Source organism: Geobacter sp. (genome assembly GCF_030834625.1).
Classification (GTDB): Bacteria; Desulfobacterota; Desulfuromonadia; order Geobacterales; family Geobacteraceae; genus Geobacter.
Genome location: NZ_JAUQXO010000022.1, coordinates 57645 through 81872, shown reverse-complemented (window position 1 = coordinate 81872; position 24228 = coordinate 57645). Strand labels below are relative to the sequence as shown.

Sequence of the window (24228 nt, the reverse complement as noted above, 5' to 3'; positions counted from 1 at the left end):
ATCAATCCAGAACGCTGGGCAATAAAAAACCCCCACCAAAGTCCACGCTAATTGGCAAAGCCCGAAGGCATGCTGCGTGAACCGGTGAGGGTCTCTTTTTAACGATGCAGGTGGTTAGCGTAGTAAATCTACGATAAACCCGAATTCCCGGTCAAAGACATTGAGTAGATTCTCGTAATCGCCAATTTTCATTTGTTCGATAATTTCATCAGTATTTCTTCTTCCCAATTGACCAGCTAAATCCTGTGCAATTGCCATGAGGCAATAAGCGTTTCCCATTGGGCTTTTGAGGTCGATGGTGCGTTTTGAACGTTTAATTTCCGACTGTGAGTTAATGATTGACATGAGTAATCCTCCCAAGATTTTGGTTGAGCGTAGTTAGAAATGGGTAAATTCCGATGGATTTAACGGATTAGCAAAGAGCTTCCGTATAAAATGTTCCGCCTATGTCGTTTGCCCACGCATTTAATTTTGCCAAAAAGGATTCTTTGCAAATTCCTTGTTTCATTACATCGCCAGATTTATCAGAAAGTTCGAAGTAAATTTCCGTCTCAAATTCATCTTCAAAATCCGCAGCTGTCAGATTTGCTTTACGTGAGTCGCAGAACTTGAAATAATTGGTAGCAGTAATGTCTTTAATCATTGAGTTTTCTCCTTTAATTGTTTGAGTTTTGGATTTTTGAATGAAATGTTCCAGACACAAAAAAGCTGATGCTAATCGCCTATAACGATTATTTTGCATCAGCCCTTGTGTCCGTATATTCAGTTGTGGTGAGGCTGTTACATTGTTAACTGCGCAATTACGATAATCTTTATCAGCCTTCCTTTTTACTTACACATTCAGTTTCGATAATTCTCCTTTCATTTGAGTTTTAATTTTATGTAGCAATAAAAAAACACAGAGCAGGTTGCTTTGTGTTTGGAATGGTTGAGCCAGATAACAATACAGACCATTTGAAAAGTCGAGTAATGCAGAAACAGGCGCAGAAATAGGTAATTAATGGTTGGAAGAAACGCAGGAAAGGGCGTCTGGGCAATTTAAGTTGGTCTCAATGGAGTGGAATTACTCATCATGTAACTCTGTAAAATGAAAGAGTCAAGCAGATGTTTTATCCATTTAATCAGTCAGTTCACAGATTTTGGCCCACTTTTTTAATGCTATTTTTGATTTGTCAGGATTTTTCGGGATAATCAGTAAAGTTAAGAAAAGTTTTAGCGAGGAAGAATTGCGTTCAGTATGAGGTGTCCATCATAGCCCGGAACCGGGAAGAAATTTCCGATTTGTTGAACGCCGTATAGGATGGCTGAAGAAAGGAAGGCAGTTGCGATTGTAGTTTGAATACTGGCATTACCTAAAATGACGGTAGTTAGAAGAAAGCGGAGTTTGTGGGTTTGAACCACTTCCGCCAGTGTTTCTGGTGGCAGCAGACTTAATCCAATAAGACCGACCAGGATACAAATAACGCTTCCGATGATTATTCCTGCAGAAGCAAATAGCACTACCCGTTGCTTTGACGGATTTTCAATTGTCAATTTGGTTCCGCCAGCAATAGGAAGAAGCGGATAAATTATGAATTTACCCAAAACGAAAGATGTTCCGATATCGATGCCGATTTGAATATACTCTACGTTACCGCCGGAAAATATAGCATGCCCCAACTCATGAACAATGGTAATCAGGAAACCAAGCGCCCAGATAGTAAAGAAGAACAGAAACAGCCCGGTCATATTTCCTGCATACAGATACTATGGAGTTCTTCTTGTGGCAGACAAAGGTAATCCACAGTCTGGCGTTTGTAAGCGTGATTGAAAATCCTTGCAAGTTGACCAAGGTCAGCTTTGAATGTAGTCCGATAGATATACCCATATGTTTTTCGGAGGCTATGACTTCCAAAATTTCCGGTGAGGTTCGCATCAGCACACCAGGTCTTTACCAAGCGATGAAGAGTACTGGCCCCAAGCGGTTGACCTGCAAGTTTTTTTGATTGAAATAAGAAGTCGCTGTCCTCAACCACGGACATCGCAGAAAGTAGTTTGTCAATCGTCTCCTTTATAGATTTGTTCACGGTAACGGATTTTCCGTTGATTTCAAATGAGTCGCCAGGACGAAGGTTCCGCACCACTCCCACCCGAACATGCAGTAAAGCGGACGGACTGAGAGCCGAATTAACGCCGAGAGAAAACAAGGCAAGGTCACGGACATTATTCCGCAACAGAACCTTGACCCGGTTCACATCCTCAATGCACCGGATGGGTTGCACTTTAATCCGGTCGCCTATTTTTGGATGATTACGAACTTTGTCCATTCCATTCTCCAAGAGCAATAACTTTTCCCTTTGTTGCTTTAATGTACTGCTCTAACTGCACCGCCGACACCAAGACGGAATCCGGCACGGTACGGCCCAGTTTTTCTGCCAATGCTGTTGCTTCGTGAATTTGCCACATAGTAGGAATATCGTTCTCCTTGAAATAGAGTTCAATTACATACGGCGGAATGTCATATCTCCGTAATCCGCAAAGTGGACATTCCAGGTAAACGTGCCCAAGATGATTGCATCCGATAAGTTTTGTTCCGTCATTCTTACAGGTCAACGGGTCGAAGTGTGTTTCGGTCTGATACCAGGTAATCGCAGTCAACACCCATTCAAATTGTCTCAATATCCCTCCTTTGGTTTTAAGTTTTAACCAGGTCAGTACTCATCAGGAAACAAAACCGTCGTACTACTTCTGTCAGCTTCCGTTATTATCCAAATTCGTTCCCCGGAACCAGGAAAGTCAAATGCTGAAAGAATGCGTTCTTCCTTATCTTCCGCGTTGACATTGGCAACACGGTCGTCATCCAAAATGTCTCCATAGTCTCCTTCGAGGTGCCTGGATAGCGATAATTGGACGAACCTCGAAAATTCTACATTTTCAATCCGACGTTCATGAATTGCACGAGTGGTAACAATCTGACCGGGTTTGAATTTCATAGACCTCCTTTCAATTATGCAGGTTACAGAAAGACAATACTTGCGGTTCCCGTTGCTAATAGTGCTGATTATGAGACTGCCACGCTATTGACCCGATTTGCCAATGCAATTCTATATACAGAAGAAAGACTGATGCCCAGTTCATCAGATATGGATTGCTTTGTCCGTCCAAGTGATAGTAGTTCCAGTGCACGGTTTGACTTCAATCGGGCTGTCGGTTTCCGTCCGGTGTAGATTCCTTTAGTCTTTGCGATACGGATTCCTTCCGCCTGACGCTCCAGCATCATTTCACGTTCGAACTGGCCGATTGCTGCCAACATGGACAACATTAGTTTTCCGGTAGCAGTAGTCGTGTCGAGATTGATGTTCAGAACTTTGAAAGCCACTTTCTTCTTTTCCAGCAGTTCAACGATATCCAGAAGATTTTTGGTTGAACGAGCAATGCGGTCCAATTTGCAAACTACGAGGATGTCACCTTCTCTGACGTATTCCAGTAATGCCGTCAGTTGAGGTCGTTCGACGGTCGCCCCAGAAATCTTTTCTCGGAATATTTTTTCACAGGAGATGGAGCACAACTGCTCCATCTGTGCTTCAAGTTCCTGGTCAGCAGTTGATACCCGTGCGTATCCAATTATCGCCATCTGTGACCTCCATTTTGTCAATAGGGCGGACTATTCTGAAAAAATACTGTCAAAAACCGAAACCAAACCCTATTGACAATAAAACCGGTAATTTTGATTTACTGTCATATAGCCACGGTCTATTGACAGTTCAGGTACACCCCAAATAGACAGTAAAATTGCTTCATAATATTTGTGGCAGATTTGCCACAACAAATGGCTGGACAAATTAACTAAACAACACGCTCAATCAATTTTCTTTCTTGCCGATACTTCGATAAATCAACCACGGTACATTCTACAAGTTCCGGCGGGTCAACCTGCCAAGTTGTTTCACGGATTGTATGAAGCGGAACAAGAACATATTCTGGTTTGATAACGCAGTGCATTCCAATAGCTCGACGCACCGCCCAATGCATCAGTGCATATGACAACGGATACGGAGCAACGCACGCACCGAAGACCGCTTCCGCCCGGATTTCCTCTAATTCCGTTGGACTGAACCGGAGCCAGAGAAATCTTGCAATAATCCGGTCAGCCAGCCAGAAATATTTAATCCCGCTCTTTTCATTCATTCGTCCCACTTTCCGTTAATCATCGTGATGGTGGAATATGTTCCCTTCGAGTGAACTATATGCAGGGTCACTCCACCAATCATTTATTGCACAGTTATTATCATTCCAATCGAACGGGTCAGAATCCGAATCCGACATGGTGCCTATGTCATCAAAACCTGATGAATAATCAAAATCCGTTGTATCGGAAAATGTCGTGTCATCATTAGAGATAAAAAACTGCTCATCGACGTCCAAACAGGTAGCCAATGGTTGATAGCAGTTATTACTGGCTTTACACTTTGACTTTTTCCATTTCCTTTTCTGTCGGACTACTTCTTTCCGAGGTGGAGACATGGTTTTTGTCCAGGCGTAGACAATCCATACAATCGGTATAATCAGTAAAGCTTGTAACTCCAAGTTGCCCCCTCATAAATATGAATGCCGCTGAGACTGGTGCACAGGTCTCAGCGGCAAGGTGCACCGCGACAACAATATGTCGCTATAATCTGGCAATCGCAAATATCCCCCAAAGATACTTGCCTGCGTTCGATTATGCTATAATATAGCATTTATATTTTTAACTGTCAAGATAAATATCTGATATTGCTCAACTTGTAGTCACAAGCCATTTGACTCTTGACGGAAACACATCCAAAAGCTATCATCTGATAGCCTTATCATCTGATAGCCTTGGAGAATAAAATGGATTCACTTCCTCCCAAACAGAAGCAGGTTTTTGATTTTGTGAGTGCCTATATTGAGCAACATGGCTGCCCGCCAACGCTTCGGGAGATTTCTCAGGAGATAGGAACCAAAGGCACCGCAACAGCCATGCTTCATCTTTCAGAATTAGAAAAGAAAGGGTTTATACAAAGAAGAGAAGGTTCACGCGGAATTGCTTTGTCCAAAAAAACTGGAAGTTCCGTCTCCGTTCCGATAGTCGGAGTTGTGCGGGCAGGCACGCCGGAACTTGCAACAGAAGACATACTTGGGTTTTGTCAGATTGACGCCAGTTGGCTCTCTGGTCATGGTAATTTTATTCTGCGAGTCAAAGGCGAGTCTATGAGGGATGCGGGTATATTTGATGGTGATTATGCCATCATTCGCCCGCAGGTAAACGCAGAAAATGGGGAAATTGTCGTTGCTCTGATTAACGGCGAAGCTACCCTGAAACGTTTTTACCGGGAACATGACCATATCCGATTGCAACCAGAGAATATCAGTATGCAACCGATAATAGTTCGTGCCGGCGAAGCAGAAACTATGATTGCCGGTAAATTACTGAAGACTGTTCGATTCTTTGATTGATGATGATTGGAACACCAGTTCGCATAGCTGTGGTTTACAAACCAGGCGAAAAAATCAAACCAATCTGGTTTGAACTAAATCGGCAGCAACACAAGGTTGCAAGAACAACATACTTCTGGAAAGACCGGGTCGGCGATACACCGCTTTTGCATTTCGCAGTCGTAGACGAAAATGAAGCACTATTCGAGCTTGTTCTTAATACTCATGACCAAACCTGGACGCTTTACCCCCACAAGACAGAATGAAGATGCCTGAACCCAGAGTTATAATGCACCTGGACCTTAATGCGTTTTTTGCTTCGGTCGAACAGCAAGCCAACCCCGAACTGCAAGGGAAACCTATTGCTGTAGTTGGTGGCAACGGACGGACAGTAATCACTACCAGCTCCTATGAAGCCCGTGCTTTTGGCGTAAAGACTGGGATGGCAAAGTGGGAAGCCCTTCGAGTTTGTCCGCAATTGATTATAGTAGTGGGAGATAATAAGAAATATTGCTACACCAGCAGTCGAATCATGGAGATGATGCGGGATTACACTCCATTTGTTGAGGTTTTTTCGATAGACGAGGCTTGGATGGATGTTACGCATAGCCTCAGTATCTTCGGGACACCGGAACGGATTGCTTACCTGCTGAAAGCACGTATAAAGGAAAGTTTCGGGCTATTATGCTCTATCGGTATCGCCCCAAACAAACTTCTCGCAAAACTTGCTTCGGATATGAAGAAACCTGATGGACTAACCGTAATTCACCCTGAAGACGTGAACCGGGTACTTGAACGGCTACCGATTTCAGAACTTTGTGGCATTGGCAAGAAAATGGGCCGACATTTTGCCATGATGTCAATCCGCACGTGTGGTGAGTTGGGACGTGCAGACGAAGCAAGATTGACTAAAAAGTTCGGCATTCTTGGGAAAGTCTATAAACAAATGGGGCAAGGTATTGACTATTCTCCGGTCTCTCCCGCCGAAGAAGATGACGAGGTAAAATCCGTAGGGCATAGTATGACCTTGCCGAGAGACGTAGATAGTCGTGAGGACATTCTGCGATATCTTCTTCAATTGTCAGAGATGGTTGGTAGGCGTGCCAGGCGTTACGGTGTATCTGGGAGAACGGTTCATCTTCATGTTCGATTCGCCGATTTTTATTCTAACGTTGGCAAACAGAACACCCTGACCAGTTATATCAATATGAGTGATGAGATATTCAAAGCATCTGTCCGAATACTGGATACACTGGAACTTCTGCAACCAATACGTCAGTTAGGAGTCCGGCTGACGAATTTGAAGTTTGAAGCAGAACAGTTAAGCCTGTTCCGCGATGTCCAGAAGAGGAATGACGCAATCAAGGCAATGGACACGGTTAATGACCGGTTCGGTGAATTCCGGGTTACATTCGGGAGTCTCATGAACAATGAAGAGAAGGGAAGTCATGTAATCAGTCCGGCCTGGAGGCCAGAAGGTATCCGAAACGTTGATGTGAGTTAAGACTCGGAAACGAAATTATTTCGCTTCCGAATAACAGGATTGAGTATTTTAAAGTTGTTGGTAATTATATTGACCGAGATTATCTTCAGTGCAAATTTGCTAAATTTTTTTGAGGGATATATGACTTTGTTGGAAGAAGACTTGTTGGCAGCATTAAAAGAACTGCTGGATACATCGGAAATTATGACCTCTGGAAGTCATTTTTCCGCCGAAGAGATGGAACGGTTTCAACGGTCAAAAGCGTGGGCACGTCGAGTAATTTCCCTTGCAGAGCCCAATGAAGCATTCAGGGAAAACAGCAACCAGATATCACTTTTCTAAACAGGTTCTATACATTCTGGGAAGTCGTTCCGAACGCTATTGACGATTTTGGAAACTTCATACAACGAAATTTCTTCGTCAGGATACGGAATGTAAAGATGCTCAAGGTGGCGTGGGTCTTTGAGTGATTTATCAAGCCACATGTCGTAATTATCTGCGGAAAGTATAACAGGCATTCGGTCATGCAACTGCGATATGACTTTATTTGCTGAAGTGGTAAGAATCGAGAATGTTTCAATCACGCCATCCGGCCCCGCCCAGTGTTCCCAAATACCAGCCAGCGCCATCGGAGTTTTATCAGCCATGTAGATGAAGTGTGGGCTTTTCTCGCCACCAAGCCGGCTCCATTCATAAAAGCCGGACACAGGGATAATGCACCGATTTACCTTAATGGCGTGCCTGAAGGACGGTTTTTCTGCGACGGTTTCCGAGCGGGCATTTATTGTGTGAGTTGAAATGGAAGGGTCTTTTGACCAGGATGGAATCAACCCCCATCGGAGCTGGTCAAAGTGATTCGACTTGTCGTCTCCCTGACGAACAACACCAACATCCTGGGTAGGAGCTACGTTATACCGGGGATTAGTGCGATTTTGGCTTTCAATAATGCCAAATATTGCCATCAATTCCTCATACGGGATTATCGTTACGAAACGTCCGCACATAGGTCAGGTGCAAGGAATTTGGAGATGTTCAAAGAAAGCACGGTTTCGCTTCTTGGCATCACTCAAAACCTTATCGAATGAAATGATTTCGATATAGCAACCAGCTTCCTTGTGATAAGCAAAATATCCTTCATTATCAGGCATGCTGGTGAAATCCCTGCTTCTGGCAATCTTTCTGATTTTCGGAGTCAGGCTGCAAAGAAGATATGCGTAGAACGGAATGGTTCCAACGGTAAAGGTTTTACCGTCCTTATCCTTTGCCGTTCCTTCCTTGATTTTATCGACGTAACGCAAAATCTGGTCAATCGGGTCTTCATCTTTATCAGGATATTCGTTCCGTTCAGGACGCTTGAATTCAACGATTACCACGGACTGATAAGGGCTTTTAGATTCCGTAAATGCACGCGGTGTATTGAATGTCACGATATCAGGCTCATCTCCACCCTTAACGTCTGCAACCTTAATACTGCTCAAAGTTTTGTCGGACGCAAGATACCAGTGATAGGCAAGTCGCTCGTCAACCACCCATAAATTTTGCTTTGAGAATTCAATGTCGGCGGAAGTTGTTCGCATGGGATATATGAGATTATGAACTATATCTTCACAGACAAACTTGCCGTTGTCCTGGATTTTCAGGGCATTATCCAGCATTTCCAGAATTGTTCTGCGATGAATGACATACTTGGCAAGTGCCGCCTTGCCCAGTTCATTTTCCTGTTCAAGGTATTGCTCATAAAGCGCCTTGTATTCTTCGGCCCCATCAAGAGTCAATGGAGGTGGAGAATTGATTTTACTCGCTTCTTGACGGTGCTCAATTTCAATATCACGTTGAGCCTTGTAGATTTCAATATCAAGTTGGTCATCAGACAGGTTCGGGGATATTTTCTCAAGGTGCTTTTGATAACGGTCATTCAGAATAAACCTGAACTGAGGGGCTTTATTTATTACGAACTGCTCTATTGATTGGCGCTTTTCTTTCTTCAATACGGTCATAAATGGTTCAGCAACCTTTTTCAAAGCAGTGATTACAGCCGCATCCAGTTCAGCGCGGGTAATTTCGTGTGGATAGTCAAGCTCCCCGTCTTGCAGGAACTGAATACTGGTTCGCTCCGAATTGACTTTGGAATCAAGATAACTCCCGGAAACATAGGTCTTGAATACAAACGATTGCCCTGAATCGTCGATAAACTTAACTTTGAAGTCAGAAACGGAAGTGCCAGCTTTCCATTCAATGACCTCCCGCTTGTTAGCACTATACGAAATGGTGTGATGCTTTGTTGCGCCGGACTGATAACGCAGGAAGGTAATTTTGAAATTCAACTCACGGATTTGGCAATCAACTTCCTGTCCTCTTGATTTTGCTTCTTCGGCGAATAATTGATTCACATTCAATGAAGAATTGGCGTTGTCAGAAAGCAGTATTTGAGGGCATGTTCCGTTGACAAAGTGGATAAGCAAATGGTCGATTATCTTATGAGCAATGGTTTCAAGATGTTTAGGGAATGCCTTCTGGTATTCAGGTTGTAGGTCAAGAAGTTTAACAGTAGTAGTGCGAAGTTTCCTTGTTGCGTCATTTACTTCTTCATTTTCAATTCCATCGGTTGTTTTCACGAAGTCAAAGCTTCGGGTAAACCATGCTTCCCCTTCTGGATAGGTACTTTTGATGCGGGCTTTTTCAAATACCTTCAGCCAGGTAAATCGTCCAATGCCTTTATTACCACGAATGGCTTTTTTTGTTGAATCAGACAGGAAGAAGGTACGGGCGTTGTTGTCGTTGAATCCGATACCATTATCGGTAACTGTAATATCCTTAATGGGGGCATGGAAGGTTTCGTCGGTGTTGGGTAATGTCTGTTCACGAAAATCGCGTTCGATATAAATATCAATCCGCCCATCCTTGATTCCGCCGTCCTCAATTGAGTCGATAGAATTAACCAAACATTCCAGCAAGGGAATGAATGGCTTGGTGATAGGCAGGTCGAGATTATTGACCCTTCCGACGATATCAACTTGCATCAACCACCCCTTGACTACTTATTTATTGCGCTTTTAAGAACCTGACTCGGCTTGAAGGTCAATATCCTGCGTGCTTCAATGGTAATGGTCTCGCCAGTTTGCGGGTTCCGACCACGACGGTCTGCCTTCTGCTTGACCTCAAAGTTCCCGAAACCTGCAATCTTGAGCTTATCGCCGGATTCCAGCGTGCTTTTTATCAAAGCAAACACTGCTTCCACCAGTTCGGCGGATTCCTTCTTGGATAAACCCAAATTTGATGAAACCTTTTCAAAAATATCAGCTTTTGTCATCGTCTTCTTTTACCCTTCGCTTTTAATTTATGACGGAATTCCCAGGGCGGTTCAGGGTTCGCCTGTTGCCATAGCCCCAATCGCTGTTCGCGGGCTTGCTCTTCCAGCCGGATAAATTCGCTGGCATACGGACTATCAAGATAATCGCGGTACGCCCAGGCCCAACCTTCCGCGACCATCTCCTGATTTATGTTCCTACTACCTAACCAGACGATGCCTACCGTCCTCTTGTATTTATCAATATCCGTGACTTCCAAGCGCACATGCTTACGGTAAATTTTGCCACGTAAAGCTACGTATGCTTCTTCCCCGTATGGTTGCCCCGGCTTACTTACTTTCAGGGTTTTTTTGTTTGATTTTTCGGTTTCAGGGCAATCAATGCCATAAAACCTTACCTTGACCTTCGTGCCAAAATTGTCGGTTACGTGGATTGTGTCACCATCGGAAACCTTGGTAACAGTACCTTCAATCGTACGGAGAATATCTCTCGCGAAGCATGGAATGGCTAAAGCAAGCAGAGCCAGCATCACCAGAAGTTGTAAGTACCTGTTCAATTTTCGTGTTCCAGTCATTTCAGTCACAGTTTGGGCATGTCATTGTTTCATTTTCTTCGTCATATTCCAATTCAGCCCCACAAGCAGGGCAATTAGCACCATTATTAGCCGTAGGATTTTTCCTATCTTTGGTTGAATATAGGAATGCAAAAAAATCTTCAATCAAGTCGGGCATTGGTCACCCCATCAGTTCTCTGAAATCGTAGGGAGCAGAATCTATAATTAATCCATCCAGTCCCTTACGCTTACAATGATAATTATGATAGCTTACCACCCACAGAAATTTCCTTAATACTGGCGGAATCCCTGAGTATTCAGCTATTTTTTGAAGAATTGTATCCCTATGTATTTGTAAAAAGTCATTTTCAGAAAGCTCATCATCATTGTTAAGTATTTTTAGATAATCAACAAAATATTGTCCGTCAGAGTCTCCAAGGATTTCAGGCAAGTAATATTCAATTTCGGTATCTTTGACTTGCTGAATATGTCCATCTACAAGCATTTTGGCGGATTCAGCCATTATTATTCTTGGGAAGATTGCAAGATTTTCTTCTGCTTCATGAGCTTTCAGAAGCCCTTTACCATAAACGATAATTTCATCCGAATACACTTCATCAATTGCTATTGCCCCTCTTACAAAGAAACTACCTTCTTTTATGAGTTCAATTTGAAAACGTCCTAACATATACAGCATTGCGTTTAAAGCGCAGACGGAACTACTGTAACCGTTGATATTTCCTTCAATTACAGGAAAACAAATTGAAATATTATCAGTGTATGCTTTTATCTCCCACCCACGATATTCAATAAAATCAGGAGTTTTATCCCTTATAAATTCAAATGATTTATTTACAGCATTTTTCAGTAAATCAAGATAAAGTTTTGTTTCTTCCAGACTGTTTGGTTTTTCAACAAAAGATTTATAACCAAGGATATCTATGTTAGCAATTACTGACATATGAACATTGCCAACAGCTTTATAATAGTTTCCTGTTTGCATTCAGTTAACCTTGATTTATATTTAGTTCAGTAAATTTGGAATAGAATTGAATTTATCTACGATTTCATCGGCATCTGGGCCTTCCAGGACAAATTGCTGTAAAATCCCGAAACCATAATTTTTTCCCCAATTCCGTATCAAAATATCTCTTATGTTATCAGCCACAGACAATCTTCCATCTTCTGCAACCAAATGCGTAAACTTCAATGGTATCCGGTATGGGTAAAGATTCGATTCCCAGAGTACGTCAATTGATTCAAATGATGCCCCCGACACAATTGCTAATGCAGCCATATGTTTGTCAATAGTGAAAAGAAGTCTGTCCCCGATTTCCCATGACTTGAACCGAGCTTTTTCGCTTGCCCAAACGCTATACTCCATACATATTTTCAAGTGAGGCTCTGAAACTTTAACTATCCTGAGTCGCATTAGCCGATATCTCCTTAAATGCTATTTATTTGCATTCATTCCAAGATTTTAGAATCAATTTCTTTGTACGATATTCACCGTATGTTCGCAGTTCCTTATCTTTAAGGACTCGAAATGTTTCACTCGGATAATCTTCACCGTTGTTATCTGCAGGGTCCAGTATATAGAGCAACTCATCAAGTGTTAGATTATATAATTTTGCATAAAATGCGTCCAATTCAGCGCGTAGGATTGCACGTCGGTCCGTGTCCCAGATGAATGGTTCGCCCTCGTAACCAAGGTCTGATGCCCAACAACGAAGTGCGTTGGAAGTATATGTCAGTTCAAGAACCCGAGGCACAATAAACTCTAACGCTTCATCTGTATAAGCTGAAGGAGGAAGGACTGGAAGTTGCTTAATAATAAAGAAGTTTAGATTTGCGCCACCAGCTTTAAATCTTGCAACAAAGTCAAAAACAATAGCTGAAAGATTGGCAACCAAAGCGCAAACGCATTGTGGAGAAATTTTGGGGTTCATTACTAACAGAGGAAAGCTGTTGCCAACCCCAGAAATGGGAATAATTGAAGAGATTATTGTTCTTTCGTCAGTTGAGCGACCGATACCCCGGAAACCCAATAACCATTTTCTTGACCAATGCACATTGCTTAATAGGTCTGTGACGGCTATTTCCGGCACCCAGTAGCGCGGTAATGGCTCAAAACTTATGTCGCTCTTTTCGCTTTCCGTTAAATCGTTAGAGTCCTTGCCGTTTTCATCAAAAGTCGCCCATCGGTGGTCAAAATGGTGAACCATTTTAGCTTCGTATAGAGGTAACCAATATTCATCGGATTGGCTTTGCTCACTCGCTTTTAATGCTTCGGATACTTGTTGGTATGACTTGAACAAATGGCTATCGTTTGACATGTGAAATAGCGACGTGAAACGAATACCCCACTGATTCCCACTGTCTCCTTTACTTTCATCCATTAATACTGGGACACGTCTATAAATCTTTTTAGTTAGTTCTGCATCTGTTTGACTTCGAAAGATAGGACAAGTGCGAGTGTTTGGATTAAGAAGCCGAATATCTTCGCCAGTCAAACTGAATCGACGGCGCGAATCAGAAAGATGAGATATGTTTCCAGCAAAACAGCAAAATGATGAAATATTTATGTCAGTTCCAAGCGTTAGTAAGCAAAATTTGTAACTGCGGTGAACTCCTTTGAAAAGTGCTTCACGGTTTTCAAAGTCAAATAAGCTTACTAACCGCTCTTTACCGGAAATTTCATCAAAAAAAGCTTTAGTGCTATCGTCAGTCGCAATCCCAGAAGGAACAATGATTCCTGCCCGTCCCACAGGAGCAACTATTCTCAAGGATAATTCTGCAAATAGGGCATATGTGTTTACATCACCTACCCCAGTAAGGGGAAACAATCCTGCATTTCTAACGAATTCACTGGTTGCTTCCGCACCACGACGCGTATCGAGAAATTCCTTATGTAACGATTTTTCGGATAAAGTTGCTTCCGGTGCTACCAGCATATTTATTAAACGTTCACGTGCTGCCTTGTTTGAAGCTTTGGCAATTTCAGGGCTTCTGGGCGCGAAAAACTCTTCTTCTTGTAGTTTGATTCGCTCCCAAGGCGGGTTCCCAAGCACAACATCAAATCCACCTTTGGTGAAGGCTTTGGGAAATTCAAGATACCAGTGAAAGAAGCGGAATGTAGATGAAAGCTCCCGTGCGTATTGAAGTGATTTGTCTTTTGGCACAAGTCCTTGACGTAATCGGTTCAAGTCCTCCGTTAATGGAACACTATCGCGGTTTTCACGTGTCTTTGAAGCAAAGAACGCTGCCGTATAGATATTTGCCATACGGCGTTGTGTATTGTCTTCTTGTGCCTTTATGTATGCTTCCTTCTTTGCGGTAATGTCGGTAATTGTATCTTCCGGCATATCATCGATAACCGCAGATGGAGTTACAGCAAGAGCAAAGGCGGTTCCAGAAAACAAATCACCCTGAACTGCCTTACCAGTAGCCTTATTCTGTTTTTTCAATTCCTTCACTATGTCGGCATCATCACCAGATAACGCCTTGAAGGCTGCGTCAGGAATTCCATCTTCCATAATCTTCGGGTCACGGACGCCAACCAGCGAGTTGCCACATCGGATATGATTGTCCAGGAAACCAAGTGGCATACCAGGTTCAATCGTTTCCAACCACAGTGCAGTTTTGCACAATTCAACCGCCATTGGATTCAGGTCAACCCCATAGATACATTTCTGCACAACAAGTCGCATGCAGTGTCGGTATAAGGCTTCATCAGGTTGGTTCGTATCTGCTTCCAGGCGTGCGAGTTCGGCGGCCATGCGACGAGATGCCGCCAAAAGGAAATGACCAGACCCGCAAGCTGGGTCAATTATCTTGAGCTTTAACAAGGCTCCGGCGGGGTCTGTCGAGTTCTCGGCGATAGTCTTTGATATGACCGGTTCAAGGGCACTCTTTATCAATTCCTGAACCAGGCAATCCGGGGTGTAATAGCTACCAGATAGTTTTCGTTCTGAACCGCTGACACCCTCACCGGTATCATCCCCAGCAAACGTGAAGCTCCACGGCAGATTTGTCACATTCACCTGTGGATGCAATTCCAGAAGGCTTTCATAGACACTTCCGAGTTCTTCCGTGTCCATGTCATGATAATTGATTCGCGCAAGAACCTCACCCGTGCGGAAGAAGCTCAGATTATAGATAGCTTTCAGTAGGCGATTATTGTCAATCAGTGCCGAATCAATCCAGGGGCATTGTTCTTCGGCAAACAGACCACCCAATGCTGGGAGACGTATTGCTTCTGCGCCTTGTGAAAGCCCGGTGAAAACAACCTGCAAGCCTTCCCATCGGTCAGGAAATGTATCGTAGTTGTGGCGTTTCAGTGCCAGTTCTCGAAGCTGGGTAATACTATATCCGTCTTGATAGATGACTTTCGCAGAATCGCTTCCGTCTGGTGTGTTGAGTATGTCCCGGTCTTCTGCGGTAAAAAGAAATATAAACCGATAGACGAGCCTCAACAGTTCTTGGTACATCTCCATCGGGGTAAAGCTTCCATCTTGAATAGCGGTTCGCAGTTCCGTGTTACCAGGAAACTGAACAAAGCCATTGCCCAATTCACGGAGGGCTTGAGTTACACCTTTACGAAGGTCTGTAAGGGCACGTTCACCAACAACCTGGGCCTCTTCACGCCAATCCTCCAACGGACAATGTTCAGGCACACCATCTACTGAACCAAAACGGCTGGCGTGAAAAATAAGCCACATGGCCGCGAAGTCAGCAAATAGTTCTTCCTCAAAGATTCTTTCCAGGTCTGCTTCAATAAAGGCAGGACGGGACAGGCTCGGATTGTCCCTCAGAAGGCGGATTTTTAAGCCATTACTGACCAATCCCCACAGGCATGATTCATCAGCATTCAGGTATTCTTGCAATAGCCCGTGTGGTGAACGTTTGCGACCATCTTCACCGAATAGAACATGACCTTTATCCAACTGGTAATCGTATGTGGCAAGCACCATAGGGACTATATTGCTCTCGCCACGGTAGTTAATCGGAAAGCTACGCTCGGCGTGGAAGATACGGTCTGACGCATTCAAATCTTCAAATCCCAAAACCTGCTTGAGCAAGCTTGTAAGCCAACGCATAATACCGATTTCGTTCTGGTCGGCACCGGTTCGAATCCGGTGTTCTTGGTATTCCTGCCATTCAGCCACAGCAATACGCCAGCCACGACCAATCTCGTCTCTTATGTTAAGACCCTTGGCAAGCCGGTAATCGGAATTTTTCTGTTTTTTGGCAGTAAGCGCAGCAACCTTTTGGAAAAATTCTGCGGGGAGAATTCCGCCTTCCAATCTCAGTGCGACAAAGCCATGTTCAGTCCGTTTTCTCATTGTCGCTCCTGGCTAAAATGCCACTACAGGCATCAGAACATAAATTCCAACCACGTCTACCGGCAGACACGGTCTGACATCATAACGTATCCCCCGTGCGTCGCTGGCAACACGGACACGTTTATGGTCTTCAAGCAACATTTTCGCCCTTGTTTCCGCGATTGAATTGAAATCACCTTGAAGGCTTGATAAGGCGTCAACCGCTTCTGTAATCAGACGGCTTTTCTGGCCTACATCCATATTCCTGGTAGGTTCCGAGGACATAAGGACAAGGGCATCCGGCTCAGTCATTACAACCAGGTCGGAAGTGCCAGAAACCGTTAAAGCAAGACACTCTTCGGAAAGCATTATCTTCTCTTCAGCCTTACGTTTCATGGAGAGCTGACTACGCAAACGGAGAAGATAAATGGTGGTTCGTTTTGAAACTTTGTCTGTAAAAATGGCCCCGCACCTTGCCGCCAATTCAGGCATTTCCTCGGCAAGAGCTTTTTCAGCAACATAGTCCGATAATGCGATAACAATAGGATGAGTCCGGTGGACATGTTCTACAGCAGACAGTTCCGGGTATTGGAAAGAGATTTTTACCGTTCCTTTGATACCGGATAATTCCAACTGTTCCCTTAACGCCACCGGCAAAAACTGGATTGGAAACCGAAAATACCCTTTCATTGATTCAAGTGGCGCATTAAGCCGTTGTGCGGCCACTGAAACAAACCGTTGCACATCATCAACCCCACCAAGGGCTGTTATAGCTTTCTGCCATTCAGGGAGAACTTCATCAGGTTTAAGCCGGCGCTGTGCAAAAATAGTCCGGCTTTCCGTTGCTTTCTCACGGGCACTTTCCCAGGCAGCATCCACATTCCGTTCTACGTCACCAAAATCAAAAGTCATCTGACGTGTTTCAGAAGTCTGACCTTTACGCATCAAGACAGCTTCCATAACGGCTTGCATGATTTTATTGGTATCAGAAGGGAGAGGAACAGACACGCCGAGTTCTTTCCGTATCCGTTCAGCCTTACGGAGAATTACCTGTAGAACTGCCCCGTCAATGGGGTTGTTGTCACCATAGAGCATTATTGCACGGACAACCTTGGCTCTTTGCCCGAACCGGTCAACTCGGCCTTCACGTTGTTCATGGCGGGTTGGATTCCAACTCAGGTCATAATGAATGACTGCAGTAAACAGGTCTTGAAGGTTTATACCTTCCGAAAGACAATCGGTTGCTACAAGAATACGGTGGTCAAAATCCTTTGTTTCGGCAATCTTTTCATGTCGTTCCTCGGAAGTTAGTTCCCCCGTTACAGCCATAACAACCATGTCTTTACCGGTGAAAACTGCTTTGAGATGTTCTGCAACATAATGGGCCGTTGCTATATATCGGCAGAAAACAACTGGATAAAATCCCTCTTTGACCAGGTCTTTTAATTGGTTGACCAGGGCGAAAAGTTTCGGGTCCTTGGAAGCCCCACGGAGTTCATCAGCCTTATGAGCAAGCTCTACAAGGAGATTGTAATCTTCCTGGTTATTTGCAGTCAGTTCGCTAATTGCACCAGGAACGGTTTCGTCCATTGAAAATATGTCTTCACCGTCACCATCAAGGACAATACTGGCGCTGATTTCGTCAAGTTCAGCAGCCTGTTGTTGTTCAGTTTCGCCCGTTACAGCTTTCAAGCGGGTTCGTAGGGCAACACTGGCGGCAGCCGGACTCGAACTTATGCACCGCAGTAGTGCAAGCGCTGCCCACCAGTTCATTCTCTGTTGCAGTAATCCCATACCTTCGGACTTTTCGACCATTTGACGTGCGTAGACAAGCACCTCGGCAAAGAGCTTTCCCCAGTCACCAGTAAGTGAATAGGTCTGCTCCTTGGTCTGGCGGTCAGGGAATACTGTATTGTCTTTCCACTCCGCAATATCAGGACGACGACGTTGCACGAAATAGTCAGCAAGCTGTTCCCGGAGTCGGTCACGCGGATTGCCAACCAGGTCTTTCAACGTCTTGAAGTCTGGGCGGAGTAAGCCAAGCATGTTGTAGAAGGCTTCGTCATTACCACTATGAGGAGTTGCCGTCAGGAAGACCATGTGCCGGTCAGTATTGTCAGCAAGGCCACGCAACAACTGGAACCGTTTATGCCTGCTTCCAGTTCCAACATTAACGCAGGAGTGTGCTTCTTCAACGATAACGAATTCAGGACATGCCCGCTGGAATTCGTCCCGGCGCTTATCCGACTTAATGTAATCCAGGCTTATGATGGTAACCGGATACACATCAAAAATGGACTTCCCTGCAGGAAGCCCACGTTCAAGACGGCTTGCGGTTCCGGTTCTGACGACTTCGCTCTGGATATTGAATTTAGTAAGCAGTTCGGATTGCCACTGTTCGCAAAGATGCGGAGGACATAAGACCGCAAAGCCTAATATCTCGCCACGGTCGAGAAGCTCGCGGGCAATCAATGCTGCTTCGATAGTCTTCCCGATACCTACATCATCAGCAATCAGAAGACGAATGGTATCCTGCTTCATAGCCATTAATAGCGGAACTAACTGGTATCCACGAGGCTCAACAGCAAGATTACCAAAGCTTCTGAAGGGACCAGCCCCAGCACGAAGTTTTAGGCGCAACGAATCACGAAGAAGTAATCCTGCTGCCTGGCTACCACCCTTTGCTGGGTCAGGTGGCAAGAAGGTAGCCGGTTCAGGTTGTCGCTTTTCCAATGGAAGGTAAATTATGGTGGAATCTTCGTCGCTCCCGCCGAGTGGACGCAGACGCAAAACGTCCTCTCTCTGTTCGGGCAATACGACCCACTCACGGCCTCTTGCCCGGACGAGACTTCCAGGTTGATATTGAATTGTCACGAAGCTTCTCCGTTACCGAATAAATCAGGATATTTTGAAATGATTGATTCCCATGTTTCTTGTTCTTTGGGAAACCGTATGACTGTGATGCCCGCGTCATTAAGGTTGGCGGTTATTGTCGCATCCAGATTTTTGCGTGGTTCTTGCTCATGGTGAGGCCCGTCGATGTAAACCACAGATTGTGATTTGCTATAAGCAAAATCCGGGCGGGTATTGAATTGTTCCAGAAGAATCTGGGCGCGGTCAGGAAGGTTGTAGCCCTTTATATGAAGATGTTTCAGCCAAGCTTTTTCCAGGCTACTGCCTGATAACCGAAGAAGCTCGTCGTAATGATTTTCTGCTGAACGCCCTTCGGTTCCTTTTCGCCCTTCGGCGCGGGTCAATTTGCACAGAAGCTCGATAACATCGGGTCTTCTGCGGTCGATATTGTCATGTTCAGGCTGGTTGTAATAGCTCAGAAGGCACCGGTAGCAACCCGCTTCACAGTCAGTATGGGTGTTTTCAATGGAATCTGGATTCCACCGCCCGGTTGTAGAAGCGTAATGGCACATTTCAAGACCTTTGGTGACTACCCGTTTCAGGGCATTAAGGTCGTTTGCCAACCGGGTCAGAACTCCAGCTCCACCTTCTGCTGATTCATAGAACAGGATAGCATTGCGAACATCCTTTGATGGCAATGGTTCTGCCATCAGTTCGCTTTCTTCTAATTGGAATGTTCCTTCGATGCCCCGCTTGATAATGTATTGAAGTGTGGTTATTGCCACTTCATCTAATTGGTCTTCCGGGAATATAACCAGGACGTTTCTGCGGTCTTCTACATATGGGATTATACGCTGAACCGCATCAGCATTTTCGTCAGTTGTCGCATCGTCAACGTCGTCTGGTGCCTGGATATCTTTGCTCCATACACCAGTATTAGGATTGATATTGAAACCATAAATGGACTTGTTCTTGCGTCTACGCCACCCCAGGTTAATTCTCCATACCGTTGCTGCCGGACCATAATACAGCCGGAGAATATCTTTCCCGCCTTCACTGAATACAGTCTTGATAACCTGCAACGCCCCGTTCTCTTGTGCATACTGGATAGTGGTTTGCGTTTCGTATCCAAGTCGCATGCGCTCTTCTTCGTCAGAAGTGATTCGGTTAGCCCGCCGGGTACTGACGTTTTCAACCCGGTAGAGGTTCGGCAGAAGCGTTCCACCATCAATCCGAGCGTCACAGGAATTACAGCGTTCGTCGTCTAATTGTGTCCCAAAATGACCATAACCACACAAGGGACATATTCGTGCTGCCCTGACAGGTAATCCGTTACCACTTGCAGCATCATCGTCCCTGACGCCAACAATGACCTTGCGGACACGATATTGACTCCCTTCATGGTAAATCAGGCTCAATGGCCCAAATTCTGATAATGCAAGAAATCGGGAACGAGAGAGGAAAGCATCCCGCCCAACTTTTTCTCGTCTTGCCGGAATGAACGCCAGTAACGGCAAGCGTGGGAAGTTGTAACCAGGCAAGAATCCTTGGCTGGCAAGATAGCGGTAGGTATAAAAGTCGGAAGTCATTGTTGAACCTGTTTTCAACAATAATTCCTGCTGAGTTCTTGCTTCGTTGTATCGAAGCTTTGCTTCCTTCCGCTCCTTTTCCGTGGCGGCAGCATTCATCTGAATAGCATGGCTTGCGTTCAGTTGCCGGACAGTAGCTAAATAAAGGGTTCGCCAACGTTCAAGTGACTGGTTGAAGGATAGGAAAGCAGAACGAATCACCCTTTCAAGCCAGTCACCTTTAAACCAGGGAGCAAGCTCTGGGGTCAATTCATCTTTCAACATGGAGAGAATTGTTGTCCCGCGCGCAAGGGTTCGTTCCCGGACACTTGCCACATCCATTGAACTTTCAATGCTCGGCAGAATTGGAAGCCCTTTCTGCTCAAGCGCCAACATCCCATTTACGGAGCTTTCCAGACGCTGACCAGTTTCAGACAGCCAGACTGAATGCAAATGACTTTTGATAAGGTCTTCATTCGCCAGGTCAAGAGTCGGAGGCGAAACACTTCCTGAAACCATCCGTATTGGAGAAGCAAAGAAATACTGGTCATGAGGGCTTTTTGCCGCACAGTAAGTGATTACCAGTGCGGGCTGTCCGCTTCGCCCGGCGCGCCCACTACGTTGTGCATAGTTTGCCGGCGTAGGCGGAACGTTACGCATGTAGACCGTATTCAGTTCGGATATATCGACGCCAAGCTCCATAGTTGGAGAGCAGAACATAACTGGTAGTTTGGCGCTTCGGAATGCATCTTCACGCTTTTCGCGTTCTTCGGATTCAACCTGTGCGGTATGCTCACGGGCTTCAAGCTGGTGCAGTAATCTGTTTTTGTCTTGAAGCATGGCGGCAACATTAAGGTACAGGTCTGCGAAAAATTTGTTGTCGCTCTTCTTCTTCCCTGAAGGGATTGAATCAGCTACCACCCATTTTAAGGCAGCCGCATTCAGGACATAAGCCTGCTTTTTATTTGCTTCAAGAGGTTCAATTATTCCGTTCAGGACTTCAAACAAGCTTTTCATCAACTTATCATAGTCATCTTGCTTGAACTTCTCGGGGTAGGACGGATTATTACCCCATGTTGATGGCTTACGAAGATACTTCCCAAATTTAGAGCGTGAAGACAGGTAAATAGCCCGATAATCACGGTTCATTGGTGTTTCGTTTGCCGGACGGGTTTCAGGGAGCATATAACACCCTTCAAATAGCTTATCGTCCTCTGCCAATCCCCACGGTTCTTTGAGGTCAGTAAAACTGGCATTCCGCATCTGCTCTTGCTTGTAGCGGTCGAGATATGTCGTTTTAATGCACAGCGACCGGCGAAGGGTATCAAGAAGTTCGACAGCGACCTCTTTTCGCTTTTCAGGTGAAGCGGAAGCAAGAAGTGGGTGTGCGTTCTCCCAATAGCAATTCTGGGCACAAAGCTCATCCAGATACAGATAGTCAATTTTCAAAAGTCCCAATTGTTCAAGGTTGGGATTCATGATTCGCCAACCTCGGCGAAGGTCGAAATACAAACGATAACCAAGTAAATCACGCAGGGTCTGTTCAACCCGAATTTGAATAAATGGCGGTGCATCCGAGTTCGCCATAAAATCAACTTTGTCCAGATTCAACCGGCTGAATACCGCTTGAGTAAGTACATCGTCAGTAAGGAATCCAGTCGGGGATGTTTGGACGGCTGCGAGAAGCGCCCCGCGAAGGAGAAGGATTTGAACGAAATCGTTGAAGTGACCTGCCTGAAGGGAAGCATCCTGGCGGTTATCGGAAAAGCCAAGAAGCTTCTTTGCGCGAGCTGACAATTCCGAATCACTGCTTAACAGATACCGCATTGCAGATATGGTCAGGATAGTTGTGGAAGAACTTCTGCCTTCGGTTCCAAGGCTGGAAAGTTTGGCTATATCGCTACGGGTAGAACCGTCATATACAACTCGACACTCCGGGTTAAGGCAAAAACGAAAATTTCCAGGTATATACCAACCACGCATCCCGTCTTCAACGGATTGCCCAAGGGTATTCACCTTCAAGAATTTCGGCTGATAACCCCTAAAAGAAGCTTTTAAGCGGGGATTGTCCCGGTGGTATTCAATCCAGTCTTCGGGATAGTTGTCTTCATTGACAGTATCGTCCCATTTGCCGGTCGTATCCGGCATAAAGAATCCGTGTCTTACATCTTCGTCTTCATGTGTTTTTTCATCGAGATTTCTTGGTTCAATTGTTTGGATAGTCTGCGCTTGAACGTTTCCCCATACAGGATGGTATTCCTGCCCGCACTCACGGCAATAAACCGTATTAAACAGTTTCTTGGTTCGGTCGCCAGGCTTGAATAATTGGCCGTCAACAGACAGATATCGCGTGCCCGGTGATTCCAAAGTTGTAAATAGGTCTCCCGCACCAGACACAAATTGGTGAAGTCGGAATGCAAACAGGCTCTTACCGCTTTCATTTCGGGTGTTATATGAAAGCAAAAGAAATCGGGTCAAGTAATCCCGGCAAACAGTTTCATTGATTCCAGTTTTTTCAGACAGTATCAAGGCGGCATCATTAATTGTTTTTGGAATTGCCCGAACCCACTTGCCGGCTTCTTTTGCTAATCCAAGGTTCAGTTCAACCCAGACCGAAATTGGATGCTGGCGAAGCTTGTCATAATTAGCGGATTCTGGAATCCCTTGTTCAATGGCCGATTTGAGTTTAGCCTCATCGAGTTCAACATTATCGGGCGTGACCTGTTGCAGAGTTTCCGTAATTACGTTCTCAGGTCGGACCTCTGCACCGAATAATCGCCCGGCCACTTCGGATACTTTCGCCTTTCGGTCTGAAGCATCCCCATCGGAGGCCATTGTTGCGGAAGTACCAACGCAAAGAAGGTCAGCATTGAAAGCCTGACGAACACGACGAACCAATATGGCTACGTCTGCACCTTGCCGTCCACGGTAAGTATGAAGTTCGTCAAGCACCAGGAATCGAAGTCCCACGGCAGCACGAACGATAGCTTTATCCAAGTCGTTCTGCCGTGTCATAAGCAGTTCAAGCATCATAAAGTTTGTCAGGATAATATCTGGCGGATTAATTGCCATAGCCTGACGCTCTTCTTCTTTTTCCTGACCGGTATACCGTCCGAAGGTCACTGGTTGTTGGTTCTTGCCATAACCAAGACAAAGGAACTTTTCGAGTTCTTCAAGCTGGCTGTTGCAGAGAGCATTCATCGGATAAATAATGATTGCCCTTATCCGCTTGCCTTCGCTTCCAGCCTTCTTTTCCTTCAATATAGCGTCAACAATAGGGATAAAATAACTCAACGACTTGCCGGAACCAGTTCCAGTTGTCAGAACGTAGCTGTCCCCGCGTTGGGCGATGCCGATAGCTTCATCTTGATGTTTATGCAAAGGAAGGGTGAAACCAAGGTTTTCAGAATCCTTGCCTATTCTGAATATTTTGGTGCATTCGGAATCGAGGATTTTTTCTGAGACGAGTTGTTCAACAGTTCTGCCGGGGACAAAGCTTGGGTTGAGTTGAATAAGGGGGGAAGGACAAAAGTGCTGACCCTCGTAGATTGCATCAACAAAAGTCTTAATATCTTTTGCGTGGAACTTGGAAAAACTCCTCGAAAATGCCTCGTACTCGCCGATTACGCGGTCACGGAAATCAAAAACATTCATTTGCCCCCCAGCAATGCAGTGTTTTGGCAACTCATTAAAATTACGGTGT

At 45.0% G+C, this 24228-nt stretch carries 21 protein-coding genes; 3 read left to right on the top strand and 18 right to left on the bottom strand.

What is annotated here, in order from left to right; translation table 11 throughout:
* Positions 1–114 precede the first annotated feature (114 nt).
* The 8 genes from RCH91_RS05880 to RCH91_RS05845 form a co-directional block, all read right to left on the bottom strand.
* Positions 115–345, bottom strand: coding sequence for a hypothetical protein (locus RCH91_RS05880; protein WP_306533680.1), 231 nt, complete (start codon positions 343–345; stop codon positions 115–117).
* A gap of 67 nt (positions 346–412) precedes the next feature.
* A complete protein-coding gene (locus RCH91_RS05875) occupies positions 413–643 on the bottom strand; it encodes a hypothetical protein (protein ID WP_306533679.1) in 231 nt (76 codons plus the stop codon).
* A 569-nt stretch (positions 644–1212) separates the two neighbouring features.
* Positions 1213–1728 carry a hypothetical protein gene (locus RCH91_RS05870; RefSeq protein ID WP_306533678.1) on the bottom strand — a complete coding sequence of 172 codons (516 nt, stop codon included), beginning with the start codon at positions 1726–1728 and terminating at the stop codon, positions 1213–1215.
* On the bottom strand, positions 1725–2306 hold the full coding sequence (locus tag RCH91_RS05865; RefSeq protein ID WP_306533677.1) for a tyrosine-type recombinase/integrase: 582 nt from the start codon (positions 2304–2306) through the stop codon (positions 1725–1727). The genes RCH91_RS05870 and RCH91_RS05865 overlap by 4 nt, the downstream gene beginning before the upstream one ends.
* Complete coding sequence (locus RCH91_RS05860) at positions 2290–2658, bottom strand: hypothetical protein (RefSeq protein ID WP_306533676.1); 369 nt, start codon at positions 2656–2658, stop codon at positions 2290–2292. Before RCH91_RS05860 ends, RCH91_RS05865 begins: the two co-directional genes overlap by 17 nt.
* A 32-nt stretch (positions 2659–2690) precedes the next feature.
* The gene (locus tag RCH91_RS05855; protein ID WP_306533675.1) at positions 2691–2972 is read right to left on the bottom strand and encodes a hypothetical protein; all 282 of its coding nucleotides are present in this window, start codon (positions 2970–2972) and stop codon (positions 2691–2693) included.
* A gap of 68 nt (positions 2973–3040) precedes the next feature.
* Positions 3041–3613: a recombinase family protein gene (locus RCH91_RS05850; protein ID WP_306533674.1), complete on the bottom strand. Its 573-nt coding sequence runs from the start codon at positions 3611–3613 to the stop codon at positions 3041–3043.
* Positions 3614–3825: 212 nt separating this feature from the next.
* A complete protein-coding gene (locus RCH91_RS05845; protein WP_306533673.1) occupies positions 3826–4167 on the bottom strand; it encodes a hypothetical protein in 342 nt (113 codons plus the stop codon).
* A gap of 684 nt (positions 4168–4851) precedes the next feature.
* On the opposite strand from RCH91_RS05845, the gene lexA reads away from it, so the two are divergent.
* From lexA to RCH91_RS05830, 3 genes are all read left to right on the top strand, one after another.
* On the top strand, positions 4852–5457 hold the full coding sequence (gene lexA, locus RCH91_RS05840; RefSeq protein WP_306533672.1) for a transcriptional repressor LexA: 606 nt from the start codon (positions 4852–4854) through the stop codon (positions 5455–5457).
* Between the two features lie 247 nt (positions 5458–5704).
* Positions 5705–6940 carry a DNA polymerase IV gene (gene dinB, locus RCH91_RS05835; protein ID WP_306533704.1) on the top strand — a complete coding sequence of 412 codons (1236 nt, stop codon included), beginning with the start codon at positions 5705–5707 and terminating at the stop codon, positions 6938–6940.
* A 69-nt stretch (positions 6941–7009) separates the two neighbouring features.
* On the top strand, positions 7010–7261 hold the full coding sequence (locus tag RCH91_RS05830) for a hypothetical protein (protein ID WP_306533671.1): 252 nt from the start codon (positions 7010–7012) through the stop codon (positions 7259–7261).
* Here the strand turns inward: RCH91_RS05830 and RCH91_RS05825 are convergent.
* From RCH91_RS05825 to RCH91_RS05785, 10 genes are read right to left on the bottom strand one after another with little or no spacing between them, the layout of a single operon-like run.
* Positions 7258–7923, bottom strand: coding sequence for an SOS response-associated peptidase (locus RCH91_RS05825; protein WP_306533670.1), 666 nt, complete (start codon positions 7921–7923; stop codon positions 7258–7260). The genes RCH91_RS05830 and RCH91_RS05825 overlap by 4 nt on opposite strands.
* Positions 7924–7926: 3 nt before the next feature.
* Positions 7927–9939 carry a hypothetical protein gene (locus tag RCH91_RS05820; RefSeq protein WP_306533669.1) on the bottom strand — a complete coding sequence of 671 codons (2013 nt, stop codon included), beginning with the start codon at positions 9937–9939 and terminating at the stop codon, positions 7927–7929.
* 14 nt (positions 9940–9953) lie between these two features.
* Complete coding sequence (locus RCH91_RS05815; protein WP_306533668.1) at positions 9954–10229, bottom strand: integration host factor subunit alpha; 276 nt, start codon at positions 10227–10229, stop codon at positions 9954–9956.
* The gene (locus RCH91_RS05810) at positions 10226–10801 is read right to left on the bottom strand and encodes a thermonuclease family protein (RefSeq protein ID WP_306533667.1); all 576 of its coding nucleotides are present in this window, start codon (positions 10799–10801) and stop codon (positions 10226–10228) included. Before RCH91_RS05810 ends, RCH91_RS05815 begins: the two co-directional genes overlap by 4 nt.
* 1 nt (position 10802) lies before the next feature.
* Positions 10803–10958: a Trm112 family protein gene (locus RCH91_RS21420; RefSeq protein WP_373694368.1), complete on the bottom strand. Its 156-nt coding sequence runs from the start codon at positions 10956–10958 to the stop codon at positions 10803–10805.
* Between the two features lie 3 nt (positions 10959–10961).
* Positions 10962–11783, bottom strand: coding sequence for a hypothetical protein (locus RCH91_RS05805; RefSeq protein WP_306533666.1), 822 nt, complete (start codon positions 11781–11783; stop codon positions 10962–10964).
* A gap of 21 nt (positions 11784–11804) precedes the next feature.
* Positions 11805–12212, bottom strand: a complete 408-nt coding sequence (locus RCH91_RS05800; protein WP_306533665.1) for a hypothetical protein — start codon at positions 12210–12212, stop codon at positions 11805–11807.
* 25 nt (positions 12213–12237) lie between these two features.
* Entirely contained in the window at positions 12238–16125 is a 3888-nt protein-coding gene (locus tag RCH91_RS05795) for an Eco57I restriction-modification methylase domain-containing protein (RefSeq protein WP_306533664.1), read from the bottom strand.
* A 12-nt stretch (positions 16126–16137) separates the two neighbouring features.
* Positions 16138–18978: a helicase-related protein gene (locus tag RCH91_RS05790; protein ID WP_306533663.1), complete on the bottom strand. Its 2841-nt coding sequence runs from the start codon at positions 18976–18978 to the stop codon at positions 16138–16140.
* Positions 18975–24179, bottom strand: a complete 5205-nt coding sequence (locus RCH91_RS05785) for a DEAD/DEAH box helicase (protein WP_306533662.1) — start codon at positions 24177–24179, stop codon at positions 18975–18977. The genes RCH91_RS05790 and RCH91_RS05785 overlap by 4 nt, the downstream gene beginning before the upstream one ends.
* Between the last annotated feature and the right edge of the window lie 49 nt (positions 24180–24228).